17 protein-coding genes and 1 tRNA gene are annotated in these 16,318 nt (G+C 74.2%); 7 read left to right on the top strand and 11 right to left on the bottom strand.

Annotated elements, in window-relative coordinates; all coding sequences use genetic code 11:
• Positions 1–390: 390 nt before the first annotated feature.
• Positions 391–1,455: a hypothetical protein gene (locus FIC82_RS06570; RefSeq protein WP_154797994.1), complete on the top strand. Its 1,065-nt coding sequence runs from the start codon at positions 391–393 to the stop codon at positions 1,453–1,455.
• 136 nt (positions 1,456–1,591) lie between these two features.
• Here FIC82_RS06570 and FIC82_RS06565 read toward each other — a convergent pair.
• A tRNA-Arg gene (locus tag FIC82_RS06565) sits at positions 1,592–1,664 on the bottom strand.
• Between the two features lie 121 nt (positions 1,665–1,785).
• On the opposite strand from FIC82_RS06565, the gene uriH reads away from it, so the two are divergent.
• Positions 1,786–2,754: a uridine-preferring nucleoside hydrolase UriH gene (gene uriH / locus FIC82_RS06560; RefSeq protein ID WP_154797993.1), complete on the top strand. Its 969-nt coding sequence runs from the start codon at positions 1,786–1,788 to the stop codon at positions 2,752–2,754.
• Positions 2,755–2,778: 24 nt separating this feature from the next.
• Here uriH and ehuA read toward each other — a convergent pair whose 3' ends face one another.
• Genes ehuA through FIC82_RS06540 form a run of 4 tightly spaced genes read right to left on the bottom strand, consistent with a single transcriptional unit; the run spans position 2,779 to position 6,049 of the window.
• Positions 2,779–3,585: an ectoine/hydroxyectoine ABC transporter ATP-binding protein EhuA gene (gene ehuA, locus FIC82_RS06555; protein ID WP_269808404.1), complete on the bottom strand. Its 807-nt coding sequence runs from the start codon at positions 3,583–3,585 to the stop codon at positions 2,779–2,781.
• Positions 3,586–3,613: 28 nt separating this feature from the next.
• Positions 3,614–4,255, bottom strand: a complete 642-nt coding sequence (ehuD, locus tag FIC82_RS06550) for an ectoine/hydroxyectoine ABC transporter permease subunit EhuD (protein WP_154797991.1) — start codon at positions 4,253–4,255, stop codon at positions 3,614–3,616.
• Positions 4,252–5,091 carry an ectoine/hydroxyectoine ABC transporter permease subunit EhuC gene (ehuC, locus tag FIC82_RS06545; RefSeq protein WP_154797990.1) on the bottom strand — a complete coding sequence of 280 codons (840 nt, stop codon included), beginning with the start codon at positions 5,089–5,091 and terminating at the stop codon, positions 4,252–4,254. The genes ehuD and ehuC overlap by 4 nt, the downstream gene beginning before the upstream one ends.
• Positions 5,092–5,095: 4 nt before the next feature.
• Positions 5,096–6,049 carry a transporter substrate-binding domain-containing protein gene (locus FIC82_RS06540; RefSeq protein ID WP_154797989.1) on the bottom strand — a complete coding sequence of 318 codons (954 nt, stop codon included), beginning with the start codon at positions 6,047–6,049 and terminating at the stop codon, positions 5,096–5,098.
• Between the two features lie 382 nt (positions 6,050–6,431).
• On the opposite strand from FIC82_RS06540, the gene FIC82_RS06535 reads away from it, so the two are divergent.
• Positions 6,432–7,199, top strand: a complete 768-nt coding sequence (locus FIC82_RS06535; protein WP_154797988.1) for a GntR family transcriptional regulator — start codon at positions 6,432–6,434, stop codon at positions 7,197–7,199.
• Positions 7,200–7,221: 22 nt separating this feature from the next.
• On the opposite strand, the gene FIC82_RS06530 is transcribed toward FIC82_RS06535, so the two are convergent.
• The 4 genes from FIC82_RS06530 to FIC82_RS06515 all read right to left on the bottom strand — a co-directional run bounded on the left by FIC82_RS06530 (position 7,222) and on the right by FIC82_RS06515 (position 10,352).
• Positions 7,222–7,863 carry a dihydrofolate reductase gene (locus FIC82_RS06530; RefSeq protein ID WP_154797987.1) on the bottom strand — a complete coding sequence of 214 codons (642 nt, stop codon included), beginning with the start codon at positions 7,861–7,863 and terminating at the stop codon, positions 7,222–7,224.
• Positions 7,864–7,879: 16 nt separating this feature from the next.
• A complete protein-coding gene (locus FIC82_RS06525; protein WP_253691759.1) occupies positions 7,880–8,650 on the bottom strand; it encodes a thymidylate synthase in 771 nt (256 codons plus the stop codon).
• A 191-nt stretch (positions 8,651–8,841) separates the two neighbouring features.
• Positions 8,842–9,795 (bottom strand): aldo/keto reductase, encoded by a 954-nt coding sequence (locus FIC82_RS06520; protein WP_418884353.1) that lies wholly within the window; start codon positions 9,793–9,795, stop codon positions 8,842–8,844.
• Positions 9,796–9,905: 110 nt separating this feature from the next.
• A complete protein-coding gene (locus FIC82_RS06515; protein WP_154797986.1) occupies positions 9,906–10,352 on the bottom strand; it encodes a MerR family transcriptional regulator in 447 nt (148 codons plus the stop codon).
• 155 nt (positions 10,353–10,507) lie between these two features.
• Between FIC82_RS06515 and FIC82_RS06510 the strand changes: the two genes are divergently transcribed.
• On the top strand, positions 10,508–11,920 hold the full coding sequence (locus FIC82_RS06510; protein WP_154797985.1) for an NAD(P)/FAD-dependent oxidoreductase: 1,413 nt from the start codon (positions 10,508–10,510) through the stop codon (positions 11,918–11,920).
• 49 nt (positions 11,921–11,969) lie between these two features.
• On the opposite strand, the gene FIC82_RS06505 is transcribed toward FIC82_RS06510, so the two are convergent.
• Positions 11,970–12,887 (bottom strand): sigma-70 family RNA polymerase sigma factor, encoded by a 918-nt coding sequence (locus FIC82_RS06505; protein ID WP_154797984.1) that lies wholly within the window; start codon positions 12,885–12,887, stop codon positions 11,970–11,972.
• A gap of 177 nt (positions 12,888–13,064) precedes the next feature.
• Here FIC82_RS06505 and FIC82_RS06500 point away from each other — a divergent pair, with 177 nt between their 5' ends.
• From FIC82_RS06500 to FIC82_RS06490, 3 genes are read left to right on the top strand one after another with little or no spacing between them, the layout of a single operon-like run.
• Complete coding sequence (locus FIC82_RS06500; RefSeq protein WP_154797983.1) at positions 13,065–13,559, top strand: OsmC family protein; 495 nt, start codon at positions 13,065–13,067, stop codon at positions 13,557–13,559.
• A gap of 38 nt (positions 13,560–13,597) precedes the next feature.
• The gene (locus FIC82_RS06495) at positions 13,598–14,539 is read left to right on the top strand and encodes a hypothetical protein (RefSeq protein WP_253691531.1); all 942 of its coding nucleotides are present in this window, start codon (positions 13,598–13,600) and stop codon (positions 14,537–14,539) included.
• 35 nt (positions 14,540–14,574) lie between these two features.
• Positions 14,575–15,078, top strand: a complete 504-nt coding sequence (locus FIC82_RS06490) for an SRPBCC family protein (RefSeq protein ID WP_154797982.1) — start codon at positions 14,575–14,577, stop codon at positions 15,076–15,078.
• Between the two features lie 131 nt (positions 15,079–15,209).
• On the opposite strand, the gene FIC82_RS06485 is transcribed toward FIC82_RS06490, so the two are convergent.
• Positions 15,210–16,079 (bottom strand): PadR family transcriptional regulator, encoded by an 870-nt coding sequence (locus tag FIC82_RS06485; protein ID WP_253691530.1) that lies wholly within the window; start codon positions 16,077–16,079, stop codon positions 15,210–15,212.
• Between the last annotated feature and the right edge of the window lie 239 nt (positions 16,080–16,318).

Genomic DNA, 16,318 nt, shown 5'->3' with positions numbered 1-16,318 from the left:
AGCGTCCACAACATGCGCAGGATTCCGCGAATTCGACCCACGCCCGTACCGGCGAACAGCGTGACGCACGCCACACCTCGTACGCTCGGATCGCTCGCCGCGGGGCGGAGGGTCCCTCGGCAGGATACGTCGCCGTCAGAGCCGCCCCGGCAGCGCCGGAGGCACTCGAGGTGCGCCGTCAGCGCCGCCGCAGGGCTCCGACCGGCGGCGTCACAGTATCTTCCCCGTTCCTCTGGCGCCCCGGCACGACGCCCCTGGGCGAGGTCCACACGCGCCGCCTACCGTGGGAGGACGCCCGTGGCCCGACGCCGGTCCCTGGCGCGCGACCGTCGCCCACGGTCGGTGGCGGCGGGTGGTCCTGCCCCACCGACGACCGGAAACCCGCACCACGTGACGACACCCCCCGCACCCCGCCCCGACGGCGACGACTCGTCCGCCCCGCGCCCCGCGCCCCACGACGCCGGCCGCGAGGCGGGTCGTGCCGCCGCGGAGCCCGCGCCCGCGAAGGAGCGCGAGGCCCCGGCCCGCCTCTCCCTCACGCAGGTCGTCGCGAGCTCCCTCGCCGCCGTGAGCACGACCGTGCTCCTGTCGTACTTCGGGACCGCCGGGACGATCATCGGTGCCGGCATCGCGAGCGCCCTCACCGTCGTCGCGAACTACGTCTACACGCGGTCGATCCAGAAGACGCGGGAGCAGCTCGTGCCGGTCGTCGGCAAGGTCGTCCAGGTGACCACCGGGGGCACCCCGCGCGACCGCGCGACGACCACCACCGTCACGACCGCCGTCGCGAGCGTGCCCCGCGGGACGGTCGTCGTGCAGGACTCGCCGCCGGACGCTGGGTCGACGGCCGCCGTCGGCCCGGACGACGACGCGACCGCGCCGGGCGAGACCGCTGTCCTGGCCGAGGTCCAGGCCGGGGACGACGGGGCGCCCCCCGCCCCCGAGGAGACGCAGAACCGCTGGCTGCGTCTCGTCGACAGGTACGGGCGGGGGCGGGTGCTGACCGTCTCGGCGCTGGCCCTGTTCGTCGTGGTGATGGGCGTCGTGCTCGTGGTCGAGCTCGCGATCGGCAAGCCGATCTCGGACGCCGTGCGCGGCGTCGAGGGCTCGGGCACGACGATCAGCCGCGAGCGCTCGACCGGGACGGACACCCCTGCGACGCCCGCACCGTCGAGCCCGGCCGTCGACCCGTCCACCGTGCCGACGCAGGAGCCGGCGCCCGCTCCGTCGACCACGCCGACCGACGAGCCGACCACGACGCCGAGCCCCGACCCGACCGACGAGCCGACGCTGGACCCGTCGCCGGAGCCCACCACCCCCGAGCCCGACCCGCCGACCGACCCGGGAACGGGCGAGGGCACCGGAACAGGGTCGGGCGAGGGCGCCGAGGCCGAGACGGGCGGGAGCACCGGAACCTCGCCGACCCCCGCACCGTCCACACCGCCGTCCGCCTAGGATCGCGCGGGCCGAGGACGGAGTCGTGAAGGTGTGGGCCGAGGTGTGCGCGGAGTCGTACCCGGTGCAGTGCGAGGTGGTCGCGGTCCGCGTGGTCGGCTGAACGGGCTCGCCCGGCGTGCACGGAGCGGTTCGGTGCGCCTGGCCAGATTCGAACTGGCGACACCCGCTTTAGGAGAGCGGTGCTCTATCCCCTGAGCTACAGGCGCGCGGCCCCGGGGACCGGGCCGTGGGACAGCCTAGCGGCCGGTGACGGTCCGAGGCGAAGCGCCGGGCGCCCGGTCGCGACGCCCGCGGGCCGTTGCCGCGTGGGCGCGCGAGGATGGGCGCATGCCCACCGGACGTGCCGACGCGCCGCGCCGCGTCCTCCTCGACTGCGACCCCGGCCACGACGACGCGATCGCGATGCTGCTCGCGCACGGCAGCCCCGCCGTCGACCTCGTCGCCGTGACCACGGTCGCGGGGAACCAGACGCTGGAGAAGGTCACGCGCAACGCGCTGGCGGTCGCCGAGCTCGTGGGGATGGACGTCCCGGTCGCGGCGGGGTGCGACCGCCCGCTCGTCCGGCCGCGGATCGTCGCGCCCGACATCCACGGCGACTCGGGGATGGACGGGCCCGTCCTGCCCGCTCCCCGGCGTGCCGTCGACCGCCGCCACGCCGTGGAGCTCATCGTCGAGACGGTGATGAGCGCGGAGCCTGGCGAGATCACGCTCGTGCCGACCGGGCCGCTGACGAACGTCGCCATGGCGGCGCGCAGGGAGCCGCGCATCGTGCCGCGCGTCCGGGAGGTCGTGATGATGGGCGGCGGGTACCAGGTGGGCAACCGCACCCCGGTCGCGGAGTTCAACGTGCTCGCCGACCCGGAGGCCGCGCACGTCGTGCTGAACGAGGCGTGGCCGGTGACGATGGTCGGGCTGGACCTCACGCACCAGGCCGTCGCGACGCCGGACGTGCGCGCCCGGCTCGCCGCGCTCGACACCCCGGCGGCCCGGTTCGTCGGCGAGCTGCTCGACTTCTACGGGGCGACGTACCGCACCGCGCAGGGCTTCCCCTACCCGCCCGTGCACGACCCGTGCGCGGTGGCCTACGTCATCGACCCGGAGGTCCTCACGACGCGGCGCGCCCCGCTGGACGTCGAGCTCCACGGCGCGCTGACCACCGGGATGACGGTCGCCGACCTGCGCGGCGACGAGCCCTCTCCCGACGAGTGCCGCACCCAGGTCGCGGTCACGCTCGACCCCGCCCGGTTCTGGGACCTCGTCGTGGACGCGCTGGGCCGGGTCGGCGAGGGCACCTGAGAGATTCCCCGCCGACCTCGTGCCTCAGCCGAGCACGGCCCGCAAGAACTCCTGCGTGCGCTCGTGCCGGGGTGCGGTGAACATCGTCTCCGGGTCGGCCTCCTCGACGATCCTGCCGTGGTCGAACATGAGCACGCGGTTCGACACCTCGCGCGCGAACTGCATCTCGTGCGTGACGAGGAGCATCGTGATGTCCGTGCTCGCGGCCACGTCGCGCAGGACCCCGAGCACGTCGGCGACGATCTCCGGGTCGAGCGCGGAGGTCACCTCGTCGAGCAGCAGGATCTCGGGATCCATGGCGAGCGCCCGGGCGATCGCCACACGCTGCTGCTGACCACCGGAGAGCTGGGTGCACCGCGCGTCCCGCTTGTCGGCGAGCCCGACCTGGTCGAGGAGCTGCTCCGCGCGCGCGACCGCCTCGTCCTTCGGCTGCCGGAGCACGTGCACCGGGGCCTCGACGATGTTCTCCAGGACGGTCATGTTGGGGAACAGGTTGAACTGCTGGAAGACCATCCCGACCCGGTTGCGCACCACACGGCGCCGCTTCTCGGGGATCGCGACGCGCTTCGGGCCCCGGTACTCGTGCGTGTAGGGGTCGCCGTCGATGTGGATCAGCCCGCCGTCGGCCTCCTCCAGCGTCATGAGCAGGCGCAGGATCGTCGTCTTGCCGGAGCCGGACGGGCCGATGAGGGTCACGCGGTCGCCCTGCGGGACGTCGAAGCTCAGCCCGTCCAGGACGACGTTGTCGCCGAAGCGCTTCACGACGTCGCGGAACTCGATGGCCGGCACGGTCCCCGCGGGGTTCCCCGCCTCGGTCGCACGGTCTGTCACGGTGGTCCTCCCGGTGGAGGTGGTCGGGTCAGGCAAGGCGGGTCTCCATGCGTCGGACGAGCAGCGAGGTCGGGTAGCTCACGAGGAGGAAGAGCAGGCCGACCATGGTGAGCGGCTCGATGTACGAGAACGTGTTGGCGCCGAACGTCTGGGCGGCGGTGAACATCTCCACGACGGAGATCGCGAAGAGGAACGGCGTCTCCTTGAACATCGAGACCGCGTAGTTCCCGAGGCCCGGCAGGGTGTTCTTGATCGCCTGCGGGAGGATCACGGCACGCCAGGTGCGCCCGCGCGGCAGGTTGAGCGCCGTCGCGGCCTCCCACTGGCCGCGCGGGACCGCGTCGATCCCGGCACGGTAGACCTCCGACATGTAGGTCGCGTAGTGCACGCCGAGGACGACGCACCCGACCACGATCCCGGGCACGGCCGGCAGCATCAGGTAGACGAACACGAGCTGGACGAGCAGCGGGGTCATGCGGACGAAGTCCACGACGAGGCGCAGCGGCGCCGTCACCCAGCGGCTCGGTGCGCGTCCCGCGAGCGCGACGAGCAGCCCGAGCACGGCCGCGATGACCATGCCGACGACGGTCGCGAGCACCGTGACCACGAGCCCGTCGAGCAGCTCGGGCAGCACCTGGAGAGCACGGTCCCAGCTCCAGACCCCGTTCATGAGTCCTCCCCTCTCCGGGCGCCCGTGGCGACGCGCGCACCGGCCTCGTCGTCCTGCGACCCGGCCGTCGCGACGTCGTCACCGGTGGCCGGCCGGCCGGAGGGTGCCGTCCCCGGCGACGCGGGGTCGGCGGGCCGCACCCGGAGCACGTCACGCAGCGTGGGGCGGGTCGGGACGACGCCGAGGCGGCGCTTGGCCCGGGCCTCGAGCCCGTTCATGCCCCACGTGAGCACGTAGGCGATGACGAAGTACACGACGAGCCCGACGGTGAAGCTGAAGAACGTGTCGCGCGTCGCCGTGCGGAGCTGGTCGGTCCAGAAGAAGACGTCGTGCAGGTAGACGTACGTCGCGAGCGCCGACCCCTTGAGCAGCTGGATGAGCAGGTTCGCGAGCATCGGGAGCATGAGCGCCCAGGCCTGGGGGAAGATCACGCGACGGATCCGGTGGACCGGGCCCAGGTTGAGGGCGGTGCACGCCTCCCACTGGCCACGGGGCACGGAGTTGATCGACCCTCGCACCACCTCGGCGCCGTAGGCCCCGTAGTTGAGGCCGAGCGCGAGGATCCCGACCGCCATCGACTCCAGCTTGAAGCCGAACGCCGGGAGCACGTAGAAGAGCCAGAAGAACTGGACCACGAGCGACGTCCCGCGGAAGAACTCCACGACGACCCGGGAGGGCCCGCGCACCCACAGGGTGCGGGTGCGCGAGCCGAACCCGAGCAGCAGGGCGACGACCATGGCGAGCAGCGCGCCGCCGACCGTCAGCTGCAGGGTGACCAGGACGGCGTCGCCGAGCTGCGGGAGCCGCGCGACGAGCGTCTCGATGTCGTCCGACATCGGGTCAGGAGTCCAGGCCGAGCTCCGGGCCGAGCTCGTCCGCGATCTTCTCGAGGTCGCCCTCGCAGAGCATCTCGGCGGTCAGGCCCTCGACGGGACGCTCGGCCTCGGTGAAGCCGAACGGCCCGAGGACGTCCTCGTACCGCTGCGGGTCGGCGACGATCTCGGCGAGCTGCTCGTTGTACGCGTCGAGGAGGTCCGTGTCGCCCGTCCGGAAGACGGTCGCCCCGGCCCCGATCTGCGGGATCCCGTCGATGACGGCGACGAAGGACTCGGTCGCCTCGACGGGCGCGTCCGCGCTCTCGGCCAAGGCGCGCAGCGAGATGCCGGTCAGCGCGAACGCGTCGGCACGACCCGAGACGACGGCGTCGAGCCCGTCCTGCGGGCTCCCGACCTGGGTCGTGCGGACGTCGGTCCGGTCGGCGTACCCGGCCTCGATCGCGCCCGACATGACGGCGAGGTTCACGCCGGCGTCGACGGCCGACTGCCAGTCGGAGAGGTTCTTCGGGTTGCCCTCGGGCACGAGGAACGCGGTGGTGTACATGATCTCCGGCTCGCTGAACGCGGCCTGCTCGCAGCGCTCCGGCAGGATCGACATCCCCGCGCTGATCGAGTCGAACCGGTCGGCGTTGAGCCCGGGGATGAGGGAGTTCCACTCGGTGAGCGTGCCCTCGACGGTGTCGATGCCCAGCTCGGCGTAGATCGCCTCGTTGAGCGCGACGGCCGCGCCGGTGAGCTCGCCGGAGTCGTCCTGGTAGCTGTAGGGGTCCTCGCCGGCGAAGCCGACGGTGATGGTCCCGGAGTCCTGGAGGTCGCCGAGGAGCCCACCGCCCTCCCCGGTCGTGCCGCCGGAGCCGCCGTCGACGCTCGAGCACGCCGTCGCGAGGGTGAGCAGTGCGGCGGCGCCGACTGCGAGGGCGGTGCGGCGTCGGGTCGCGGGGGTTCGCGTGGAAGTCATGGTTCCCTTCGTGCCCGGCGAGCGCGGACGGTCGCGGACGGTCGTGGGGTAGGCGGACGGTCGAACACGTTAACCACTTGTCGACCGTTAGACAATCCGACCGTCCTACTGTCCGATTGTCTACAATCAACGAGTTCGACGCCCCGGACCCGGACCGGGGCGGCACGGCCCAGCACCCCGGCCCGGCGTGCTGACCTGCACCGACGCCCGCATCGGCGCCCGGCTCCGACCCGTCGCGACACGGACGGTCGCGAGCACGGCCCGCGCAGCACGACGACCACCGGACAGGGGATGATGTGATACCGGATCGTGACCTCGACCGAGCGGGCGCACGCCCGGACGGCCACGGCACACGCACGACCACGACGCGGAAGGGGACTCGATGAGCCCGACCTCGCGCGCGCCGCTCGGCGCCGCGCCGTTCCTCTCGCCGGTGACCCGGCCCTCGACGGTCGACCTCATCGCGCGAGAGCTGCGCGACGCCGTGTACTCCGGAGCGCTGCGCGTCGGGTCATCCATCCGCGAGGTCGAGATCGCCGGGCAGCTCGGCGTAAGCCGGGGACCGTTCCGCGAGGCCGCCCAGCGGCTCGTCCAGGAGGGCCTGCTCACCGCGACGCCCGGGCGCGGGCTGAGCGTCGTGACGATCGGCCGGGACCGCATCCCGGCGCTGTACGCGGCGCGAACGACCGTCGAGACGTCGGCGGCGCGCCTCGCCGTGGAGCGGGCCCGCGATCCCGAGGTCGCGACCGTGCGGGCTGCCTACGAGGCGCTCGTCGCCGCGGGCGACTCGCAGGACCCCCGGCGCATCGGCGACGCGGACCTCAACCTGCACTGGACGCTCGTCGCCGCCGGTGGCAACCCCTGGCTCCTGCGCTGGATGACGACGCTCATCGTCGAGGTCCGGGTCGCGAGCTTCACGGTGAGCGACGAGTACGCCGTCCGGGCCGACTCCGCCGCGTCGCACGAGGTGATCGTCGACCTTCTGGAGCGACGCGACGCGGACGGACTGGTCGCCGCGATCACGACCAACCTCGACGAGGCCGTCGCGCGCCTCACCACGCCCCAGGAGGCCGACGTCGAGACCCTCGAGGAGCCGCACCCCGTCCCGCCGGCGCGGCTCGGCCCCATCGAGCCGACCGGACTCGTTTAGCCGATCCGGCGGCGCGACCCGTTCAGCGGCGCGCGGCGTCCACGAACCGGTAGCGCAGGCCGGTGGACGACGTCGCCCACTCCCCCTCGTGCACCGTCCACCCGGCGGGGACGTCGGGGGCGAACGTGTCTCCCTCGACGAGGGTGTCGATCTCGGTGACGACGCACCGGTCCGCGAGCGCCAGCGTCGCGTCGTAGAGCTGCGCGCCGCCCATGACCCAGACCTCGCCGGACCCGGTGGCACGCGCCGCCTCGCGGGCAGCGGCGAGGGCCTCGGTGACGGACCCGGCCACGCGCACGGGCGGGCCGCCGTCCGCGGCCGGGCCAGCGTCGTCCGGCAGCGCGACCCCGGACGCACCGGCGCCGGACGTGCCGGCTCGGGGAGCCTGGCCTCCGGGCGACCACCCGGCCTGCCGCGTCACGACGACGTTCGTCCGCCCGGGCAGGGGGCGGAACCGGGGCGGGAGCGAGTCCCACGTGCGGCGACCCATGACGACGGGGTGGCCGGACGTGACCCGCTTGAAGTGCGCGAGGTCCTCGGGCAGGTGCCACGGCATGGTGCCGCCCGCCCCGATGACGGGACGACCCGCGGTGTCGCGCGCCTGCGCCCAGATCAGGCCGAGCGTCGGGCCTCCGGGCGCGCCGACGCTCGTCGTCTGCTCCATGTCCGTCGGACCGCGGTCAGACCGCGATCGGGGCCTTGATCGTCGGGTGGTGCTGGTACCCGACGACCTCGATGTCCTCGTACTCGTACGCGTCGATCGATTCGCGGGGTGCGAGGCGCAGCGTCGGGTAGGGGTAGGGCTCGCGCGTGAGCTGCTCGCGCACCTGCTCGACGTGGTTGTCGTAGATGTGCACGTCGCCGCCGGTCCACACGAAGTCGCCGACCTCGAGCCCGGTCTGCGCCGCGACCATGTGGACGAGCAGCGCGTACGACGCGATGTTGAACGGCACGCCGAGGAACAGGTCGGCCGAGCGCTGGTAGAGCTGGCACGACAGCCTGCCGTCGGCCACGTAGAACTGGAAGAACGCGTGGCACGGCGGCAGCGCCATGTTCTCGATCTCCGCGACGTTCCAGGCGGAGACGATGTGGCGGCGCGAGTCGGGGTTCGCCCTGATCTGCTCGATCACCTGGGCGACCTGGTCGACGTGGCGTCCGTCCGGCGTCGGCCACGAGCGCCACTGCACGCCGTAGACCGGTCCGAGCTCGCCGTCGGCGTCCGCCCACTCGTCCCAGATGCTCACGCCGCGCTCCTGGAGCCAGCGCACGTTCGAGTCGCCGCGCAGGAACCACAGCAGCTCGTACGCGACAGACTTGAGGTGGACTCGCTTGGTGGTGATCAGGGGAAAGCCCTGGGCCAGGTCGAAACGGATCTGCCGCCCGAACACGCTGCGCGTCCCCGTCCCGGTCCGGTCGCCCTTGGGCGTCCCGTTCGCCAGGACGTCGCGCAGGAGGTCCTCGTACGGGGTCGGGACCGTGTCAGGAACGGTGCCCGACGGCGCGGGCTCGCCCTCGGTCGCACGGGCGGGCGGGGAGTCGATCGCGTCGAGGGCCACGGTCGCCAGTCTCGGTCGTCGCCGCGGGCCGGTCAAACACGCTGGTCGGCCGGTCGTGTCTCGATCGCACCGGAACCCCGACCGCCTCAGCGGTCCTGGCCGTCCGGCGTCGGGGCGTAGTCGCGGTGGCCCGCGACCTGCTCCTGCGGCACGGCGTCGGCGAGGCGACGCAGGTCGTCGGCGGTGAGCTCCAGGCCTGCGGCGGCTGCGTTCTCGTCGAGGCGCTCGGGGCGGCGGGTCCCGGGGATCGGCACCGCACCCTGCGCGACGACCCACGCGAGCGCGACCTGCGCCTCGGTCGCGCCCTTCTCGGCCGCGATCTCGCGCACCCGGTCCACGAGCCGCAGGTTCGCGGCGAAGGCCTCGGGCTGGAAGCGGGGCAGGCCGCGACGGGCGTCGTCGGGCGCGAGGTCGTCGAGGCTGCGCACGCTGCTCGTGAGCACGCCGCGCCCGAGCGGGGAGAACGCGACGAACCCGATGCCGAGCTCGTCCATGACGGCCTTCTCGCCGTTGCGCAGCACGTCCGGTGAGAAGAGCGAGAGCTCCGACTGCACGGCCGCGAGCGGGTGGACGGCGTGCGCGCGCCGGATCGTCTCGACCGACACCTCCGACAGCCCGAGGTGACGGACCTTGCCGGCGGCGACGAGCTCGGACATCGCGCCCACGGACTCCTCGATCGGCACGGCCGGGTCGGCCCGGTGCAGGTAGTAGAGGTCGATCACGTCGGTGCCGAGGTGACGCAGCGAGCGGTCGGCCGCGCGGCGGATGTACTCGGGCGTGCCGTTGCGCCCGTGGACCGTGCCGTCGTCGTCCGTCTCCGCCGAGGCCTTGGTCGCGAGCACGACCTCGTCGCGCCGGTCGCGCAGGGCACGCCCGACGAGCTTCTCGTTCTCGAACGGCCCGTACGCCTCGGCGGTGTCGACGAAGGTCACGCCGGCGTCGACGGCGTGCCGGAGCGTCGCGACGGCATCGGTCTCGTCGGTCGGGCCGTAGAACGCGCTCATGCCCATCGCCCCGAGGCCGATCGCGGAGACGCGCAGTCCGTCGCCGAGGTGGACGACGGGCGGTCGGGCGGTCGAGCGGGTGCGGGTCGCGCGGGTCTCCGGGGTCACCGTGCTCGCAGAGGTCGTGGGGGTCGTGGACGTGTTCGTCACTGGTCCTCCTGGTCGTGGTCGGCGGTGGTGCCGGGGCCGACGCCCGTGACCGCGCGGTAGGTCGCGATCTTGGCGTCGAGCGCGGCGAGGTGACGGCGCGTGCGCTCCAGCTCGGCGAGCACGCGCTCCCGGTGCCGCTCGAGCACGACGAGCCGTTCGGCCTCCGTGCCCCCGCGGCGGCTGAGATCCGCGATGACGCGCACGTCGGCGATCGACATGCCCGTCTCACGGAGCATGACGAGCCCGGCGAGCCACGCGACGTCGTGCGGGCCGTAGCGTCGCCGACCGCCGCCGTCGCGCGGCGCGGGATCGAGCAGCAGCCCTTCCTTCTCGTAGTAGCGCAGCGTGTCGACGCTCAGCCCGACGGCGCGCGCGGCGTCGCCGATGGTCAGGCCCCCGGGCGGGACCTCGACGGGCGGCGACGGGATCAGCAGGTCGGTCATGGTTCGAGGATGCGACCTGGAGCGCGCTCCAGGTCAAGGCCCCCCGGCGAGTGACGCACGTCATGTCACGCCGTCCGGGGCTGCCCGGTCGAAGGGGTGAGCGCGCCGGAAGGGCGCACCAGGCGCCCGGCTCGCTCACGTCACAGGAGGCAGTGATGGAACGCATCGTCGTCGTCGGTGGGGGCTACGCCGGTTTCACGGCGGCCCGGGAGCTCGAGAAGCGCCTGCGGCGCGAGCTGCGCCGCGGCGAGGTCGAGGTCGTCCTCGTGGACCCGCGCCCCTACATGACCTACCAGCCGTTCCTTCCCGAGGTCGTCGCGGGCTCGGTCGAGGCGCGGCACGCCGCGGTCGCGCACCGCAGCCACCTGCGCCGCACGCGCCTGGTCGACGGGACGGTCGAGCGCGTGGACCACGCGCGGCGCACGGTCGTCGTGCGGCCGCGCTCGGGCGAGCCGTACGACCTGACGTACGACACCGTCGTCGTCACGGCCGGCGCGGTGACGCGCGTGTTCCCCGTGCCGGGCGTCGCCGAGCACGCGATCGGCATGAAGCACGTCGAGGAGGCCGTCGCGATCCGCGACCGGCTGCTCACGTCGTTCGACCGTGCGGCGAGCCTTCCTTCGGGGCCGGAGCGCGAGCGCCTGCTGACCGTGACGTTCGTGGGCGGCGGGTTCTCCGGCGTCGAGGGGTTCGCCGAGCTGCTGTCGCTCGCCCACGACCTCACGCGCGTCTACCCCGAGATCGACCCGGCGGAGCTGCGGTTCCACCTCGTCGAGCGCAACGCGCGGATCCTGCCGGAGGTGACCGAGCGCCCCGGGCGGTGGGTCGTGCGCGAGCTCGAGCGCCGCGGTGCGCGCGTGCACCTGGAGGCGGGGCTCGTGTCCGCCGAGGGCGGGGTCGTGACGCTCTCGACCGGCGAGTCGTTCGCCACGGGCCTGCTCGTGTGGACGGCGGGCAACGCGGCGAACCCGGTGGTCGCGACCCACACGGACCTGCCCGTGGACGCGCGCGGCTACCTGGTCACGCGGCCGGACCTGCGGGTCGGGACCGTGGACGACACGGTCCCCGACGCGTGGGCCGCGGGCGACGGCGCCGCCGTCCCCGACCTCGCCGTCCCCCGGCCCGGGGCGCTCACCGTCCCCAACGCCCAGCACGCCGTGCGTCAGGGCCGTCGCCTGGCCAAGAACCTGGTCGCGGCCCGCCGCGGTCGGGCGACCCGCCCGTACGTGCACGGCAGCCTCGGGGTCGTCGCGACGCTCGGCCTCGGCTCGGGCGTCTTCGAGTACCGCCGTCTCGTCGTGCGCGGGCGCCTCGCGTGGCTCATGCACCGCGGGTACCACGTGCTCGCGATCCCGACGTGGGAGCGCACGGCCCGCGTGCTCGCCGTGTGGGCGACGGGCGCGCTGTTCGGGCGCGACGTCGTCTCGCTCGCCGCAGTCCAGCGGCCCCGCGAGGCCTTCGTCGCCGGCGCGACGGCGAGCGTCGCCACCACGAGCGCCACCCCGGCGTCGCCGCGCCCCGAGCCAGAGCCCGAACCCGCCGTGCCGGACTCCCTCCGCGCGGCCTGAGACCGCCGTCCGGGTCCGTCGGCCCGCCCCGACCGGCGGGCCCGGGCGGCTAGACGCCCTGGTAGCGGGCGAGCTTCTCCGGGTTCACCTGGAGGAACACGCGCCGGACCAGGCCGTCGGCCACGTCCAGCGACAGGAGCGACGTGGCCGCACCGTGCGGGTCGTGCTGCTCGATGAGCAGCGCGGGCAGGCCGTTCGCCTCGACGACCCGCACGTCGGCGCGGGCCCAGTACTTGCGCACCACGTTGCCGAGGTACAGCGAGACGCGGGCGACGCCGACGAGCTCGACGTGCGAGACGTGCACCAGGCCGCCGCCGTCGGGTCGGGCGACCACCGACTCGGCGAGATACCTCTCGAACTCGGACAGGTCGCCGTCGTGCGTGGCCGCGGCGAACGCCTCGAGGAGGCGGCGGTGCTCGGCCGGGTCGGCCCGGACCGCGGGCCGCGAGCCCAGGCGCTCCCGCGCACGACGCGCGAGCTGGCGCGCGTTCGCCTCGCTGGTCCCGACGATCTCGGCCACACGCCGGTAGGGGTAGCCGAACGCCTCGCGCAGCACGTAGACCGCGCGCTCCACCGGGGTGAGGTGCTCCATGAGCACGAGCACGCCGATCTCCAGCGCCTCGGCGCGCTCGGCACCGAGCGCCGGGTCGTCCGACGTGTCGACGGGCTCCGGCAGCCACGGACCGACGTACGTCTCCCGACGCACGCGGGCCGACGTCGTGACGTTCAGCGCGAGGTTCGTCGTCACCGTCGTGAGGAACGCGACCGGGTTCTCGACGCGTGAGCGGTCGGTGCCCTGCCAGCGGATCCACGCCTCCTGGACGACGTCCTCCGCCTCGGCCGCGCTCCCGAGCATCCGGTACGCGATGCCGAAGAGCTGCGGCCGCGCCGCGAGGAACGCGGCGAGCGCATCCGGGTCCTGTGCTCCCGCCCGTGAGACCGGGAGCGGGCTCGACGACGGGATCATGCGGCCACGCTAGAGCACGCGACCACGACCGTCACGGCCTCTGTCGCGCGGACGCCCGGCCGGGAGCCGTCGTCCGTGACGGCACCGGGAATCCGGAGGTGCCCACCGGCGTTCTCGCGAGCGACCGACCGGTGGGCGACGAGCGCACCGGCACCGCACGAGTGCGAGGATCGACGCATGACGACCGAGCCAGCCACCACGACCCCGCAGACGGGCCCCGACGAGATCGCCCCGTCGTCGCCGTCGCCCACGGACGCCCTGTGGGTCGAGCGCACGGGCGTGCGCACGTACACGGGCTACTCCGCGCGCGGTGCGCAGGTCCTCATCGGGCCCGCGAGCGAGGGCGCGGTGTTCACGCCGGGCGAGCTGCTGAAGATCGCGCTGGCCGCGTGCGCGGGCATGAGCTCGGACCGCACGTTCGCGCGGCGGCTCGGCGACGACTACGCCGTGACGATCCACGCGGAGGGCGTCAAGGACATGCCCGAGGACCGCTACCCCGAGATCACGGAGCGGTTCGAGATCGACCTGTCCTCGCTCGACGACGAGGCGCGCGAGCGCCTGCTCACGGTCGCCGAGCGGGCGATCGAGAAGACCTGCACAGTGGGACGGACGATCAAGGCCGGCGCGACCGTGCACACGGTGTTCCAGCAGCCGGGCGGCAGCGTCGAGTGACGACCGGGCCGGGAGGTCCGACCGACGAGGGAGGCGCGATGGCGCACGAGCAGCCGTCCGGCACGCCGGACTACGGGACGTGGGACCCCCAGGGGACTCCCCCGTCGGACGCCGTCGCGCGGCGTGGTCGCCGCGCGGTGCGGGCGCCGCAGGACGCGCCCGTCGACGCGACGGACTGGGCCGCCTACCGGCCCACGCCGCTGCTCGACGCGGCGCTCGACAAGGCCGTGACGATCCCGTCGCACGTGATCCGTGCACACGTGGACGGCGTGCGTCGGCGAAACCCGGAGGCGAGCCCCGCGCAGATCGTGCGGATCCTCGAGCGCGAGTACCTGCTCGTCATCCAGGCCGCCGGCGGCGCCGTGGGCGCGGCCGCGGCCATCCCGTCGGTGGGCACCGGGGTCGGGATCGCGCTCACGTCGAGCGACGTCGCGACGTTCTTCGCGTCGTCGGCCGCGTTCGCGCTCGCGGTGGCGGACGTGCACGGGATCGCCGTCGACGACGTCGCGCGCCGTCGCGCCCTGCTCCTCGCCACGGTGCTCGGCGAGAAGGGCGCTCGCGACGTCGAGCGCGCGACCCAGGGTTCGGGCCTCGCGTGGGGCAAGGTCCTGCTCACGAGCATGCCCGCCGGGACGCTCGTCAAGGTGAACAAGGCGCTCGGCAACCGCTTCCTGCGCACCCAGCTCGCCAAGCAGTCCGGCCTCGCGATCGGGCGCCTCGTCCCGTTCGGCATCGGGGCGGTCGTGGGCGTCGCGGGGGCGCGCGCGCTCGGGCACGGCGTGATCGGCCAGTCCCGGCGCGCGTTCGGGCCGCCGCCGTCGGTGTTCGGGCGGCTCCTCGAGGTCGTCGAGTCGCCGGTCGAGGACGCGCCGCCGCGGCTCGTCCCGGTGCCCGACGACACGACGAACCCCCGGCGACGTCGTCGCCTCCTGCCGGGGCGCGGGCGGCGGGACCACTCCCCCGCGCGCGACACGGAGTGACGGGCGACGACGAGGCGCCCCGCCGGGGTCGACCCGTGCGGCGGGTCACCGTGGCGCGCGAGCTCGACGTCGACGCGACCGTCGCGTTCGCGTGGGTCGCGGACCCGCGCACGCACCCGCGATGGATCCCGCTCACGGTCATGGCCACCCCTGCCGCGCGCGGCCCGGAGGCCGGCGACCGGTTCACGATGGTGAGCGGGCCGTCCGCTCGTCGCACGGGCCGCGGGTTCACGGACCGCATGGTCGTCGAGGTGCTCGACCGCCCGTCCGTCGCGGCGGGCCGCACCGGGTTCACGCGCGTCCACAAGCTCGGGCCGGTGCTGCTCGGCGAGGCCGGGTTCGACGTCGTCCCGCTCGGCCACGGTCGCTGCCGGGTCGTGTGGTGGGAGGAGGCCTACCTCGCCGGCCCGCTCCCCCGCGCGGTGACCGCGCCGCTCGTCGGCCTCGCGCTGCGCTGGATGATGCGCACGTCGCTGCGCCGCCTCGAGACCACTCTCCTCCGCCACCCGCCGAGAGAGAACCCTGGTCCGCCGAGGTAGAACCCTGGTCGGCCGAGGTAGAACGCTGGTTGGCGGGGTCGGCAGGCACCAGAGACGGCGAACCCGGCGATCGTCCCCACCCACGGCTGCGGGTAGGGAACGACCGCCGGGTTCGGCGGGGTGCGGCGAGGTCAGGCCGTGGGCTCGTTCTCGACAGGAGCGTCCTCGACGGGGACGTCCTCGACCGGGGCGCCGGTCGCCGGGCCGGCGAGGATCAGGTAGAGCTCGCGGCGCGTGCGCTCGAGGAGCTCCGCCGCGGCCTTCGCCTGCTCGTCGGTGCCCGTGCGGGCGACCTGGTGGACCGCCGCGGCGACCGCCTCGACGCCCGCGCGCAGCTCGCGCCGCGAGCGCCCGCCGCGACCGGCGGCGTCGGCGAACGGGTCGCCCAGCTCGGCCGCGTGCTCCGCGACGTACGCGGTGCCCGCCTCGGTGAGCGTCGCGAGGCGACGCCCGCCGTCGGCCGAGAGCTCGACGAGCCCCTCGTCCTGGAGCAGGTTCAGCGCCGGGTAGACGGCGCCGGGGCTCGGACGCCACTGGCCCTCGCTCCGCCCGGCGATCTCCTGGATGACCTGGTAGCCGTGCATGGGCTGCTCGGCGAGGAGCAGCAGGACGGCGGCGCGGACGTCGCCGCGGCCGGCGCGGCCGGGGCCGCGACCGCGGCCTCCGTGACGACGCCCGCCGTGGCCCGGGCCGAACCCGGGACCGCCGGGACCGCCCGGCCCGAAGCCCGGGCCGAACCCTCGCCGGTCGTCGACCGGCCCGCCGGGGCCGAAACCCCGTCCGCCGTCGGCCGGGCCGCCGAACCCGCGGCCACCGCCGCGGCGCGCGCCGCCCCGACCACGGGGACCGTCGCCGCGGAACCAGGCCGCGTCGTCGGGCACGGGCGGGAAGCCGTCGCGACGACGGCGGCCGGGCCGCGGCCCGGGACGCTCGCCGAACGGCTGGGACATGTTCTGGACGTTCTCCGGGGTCCTGCCCCGGTGCTGGTGTGCGTAGCTCATGGGATGCGTCTCCTGTGTTCGTGGGGCTCCGGGTGTTCCGCGGAGCGGTGGCGGGCCGTGCCGGCCTCGCGATGGTCGCGAGTCGTCGTCTCGACTCTCAGCGATACGCTAACGATATATCGATAGAATATCGCTGTCAACAGCCTGTGGAGAGCGCGTCGTCCCAGGACGCGCGCACGTCGCGGACGTACGCTGGGCTTCCAGCAGCCAACCGGCAGCTCACCAGCAGCACCGGACGC

The organism is Cellulosimicrobium protaetiae, assembly GCF_009708005.2.
Classification (GTDB): Bacteria; Actinomycetota; Actinomycetes; order Actinomycetales; family Cellulomonadaceae; genus Cellulosimicrobium; species Cellulosimicrobium protaetiae.
This window is presented reverse-complemented; position numbering and strand designations above follow the sequence as displayed.

What these genes read in the sequence shown, in the direction of transcription:
- uriH (WP_154797993.1), top strand. Translation starts at nt 1,786, where the DNA reads ATGCCCACCGGACGTGCCGACGCGCCGCGCCGCGTCCTCCTCGACTGC.
- ehuD (WP_154797991.1), bottom strand. Translation starts at nt 4,255, where the DNA reads ATGAACGGGGTCTGGAGCTGGGACCGTGCTCTCCAGGTGCTGCCCGAG.
- ehuC (WP_154797990.1), bottom strand. Translation starts at nt 5,091, where the DNA reads ATGTCGGACGACATCGAGACGCTCGTCGCGCGGCTCCCGCAGCTCGGC.
- FIC82_RS06540 (WP_154797989.1), bottom strand. Translation starts at nt 6,049, where the DNA reads ATGACTTCCACGCGAACCCCCGCGACCCGACGCCGCACCGCCCTCGCA.
- FIC82_RS06535 (WP_154797988.1), top strand. Translation starts at nt 6,432, where the DNA reads ATGAGCCCGACCTCGCGCGCGCCGCTCGGCGCCGCGCCGTTCCTCTCG.
- FIC82_RS06530 (WP_154797987.1), bottom strand. Translation starts at nt 7,863, where the DNA reads ATGGAGCAGACGACGAGCGTCGGCGCGCCCGGAGGCCCGACGCTCGGC.
- FIC82_RS06515 (WP_154797986.1), bottom strand. Translation starts at nt 10,352, where the DNA reads ATGACCGACCTGCTGATCCCGTCGCCGCCCGTCGAGGTCCCGCCCGGG.
- FIC82_RS06510 (WP_154797985.1), top strand. Translation starts at nt 10,508, where the DNA reads ATGGAACGCATCGTCGTCGTCGGTGGGGGCTACGCCGGTTTCACGGCG.
- FIC82_RS06505 (WP_154797984.1), bottom strand. Translation starts at nt 12,887, where the DNA reads ATGATCCCGTCGTCGAGCCCGCTCCCGGTCTCACGGGCGGGAGCACAG.
- FIC82_RS06500 (WP_154797983.1), top strand. Translation starts at nt 13,065, where the DNA reads ATGACGACCGAGCCAGCCACCACGACCCCGCAGACGGGCCCCGACGAG.
- FIC82_RS06495 (WP_253691531.1), top strand. Translation starts at nt 13,598, where the DNA reads ATGGCGCACGAGCAGCCGTCCGGCACGCCGGACTACGGGACGTGGGAC.
- FIC82_RS06485 (WP_253691530.1), bottom strand. Translation starts at nt 16,079, where the DNA reads ATGAGCTACGCACACCAGCACCGGGGCAGGACCCCGGAGAACGTCCAG.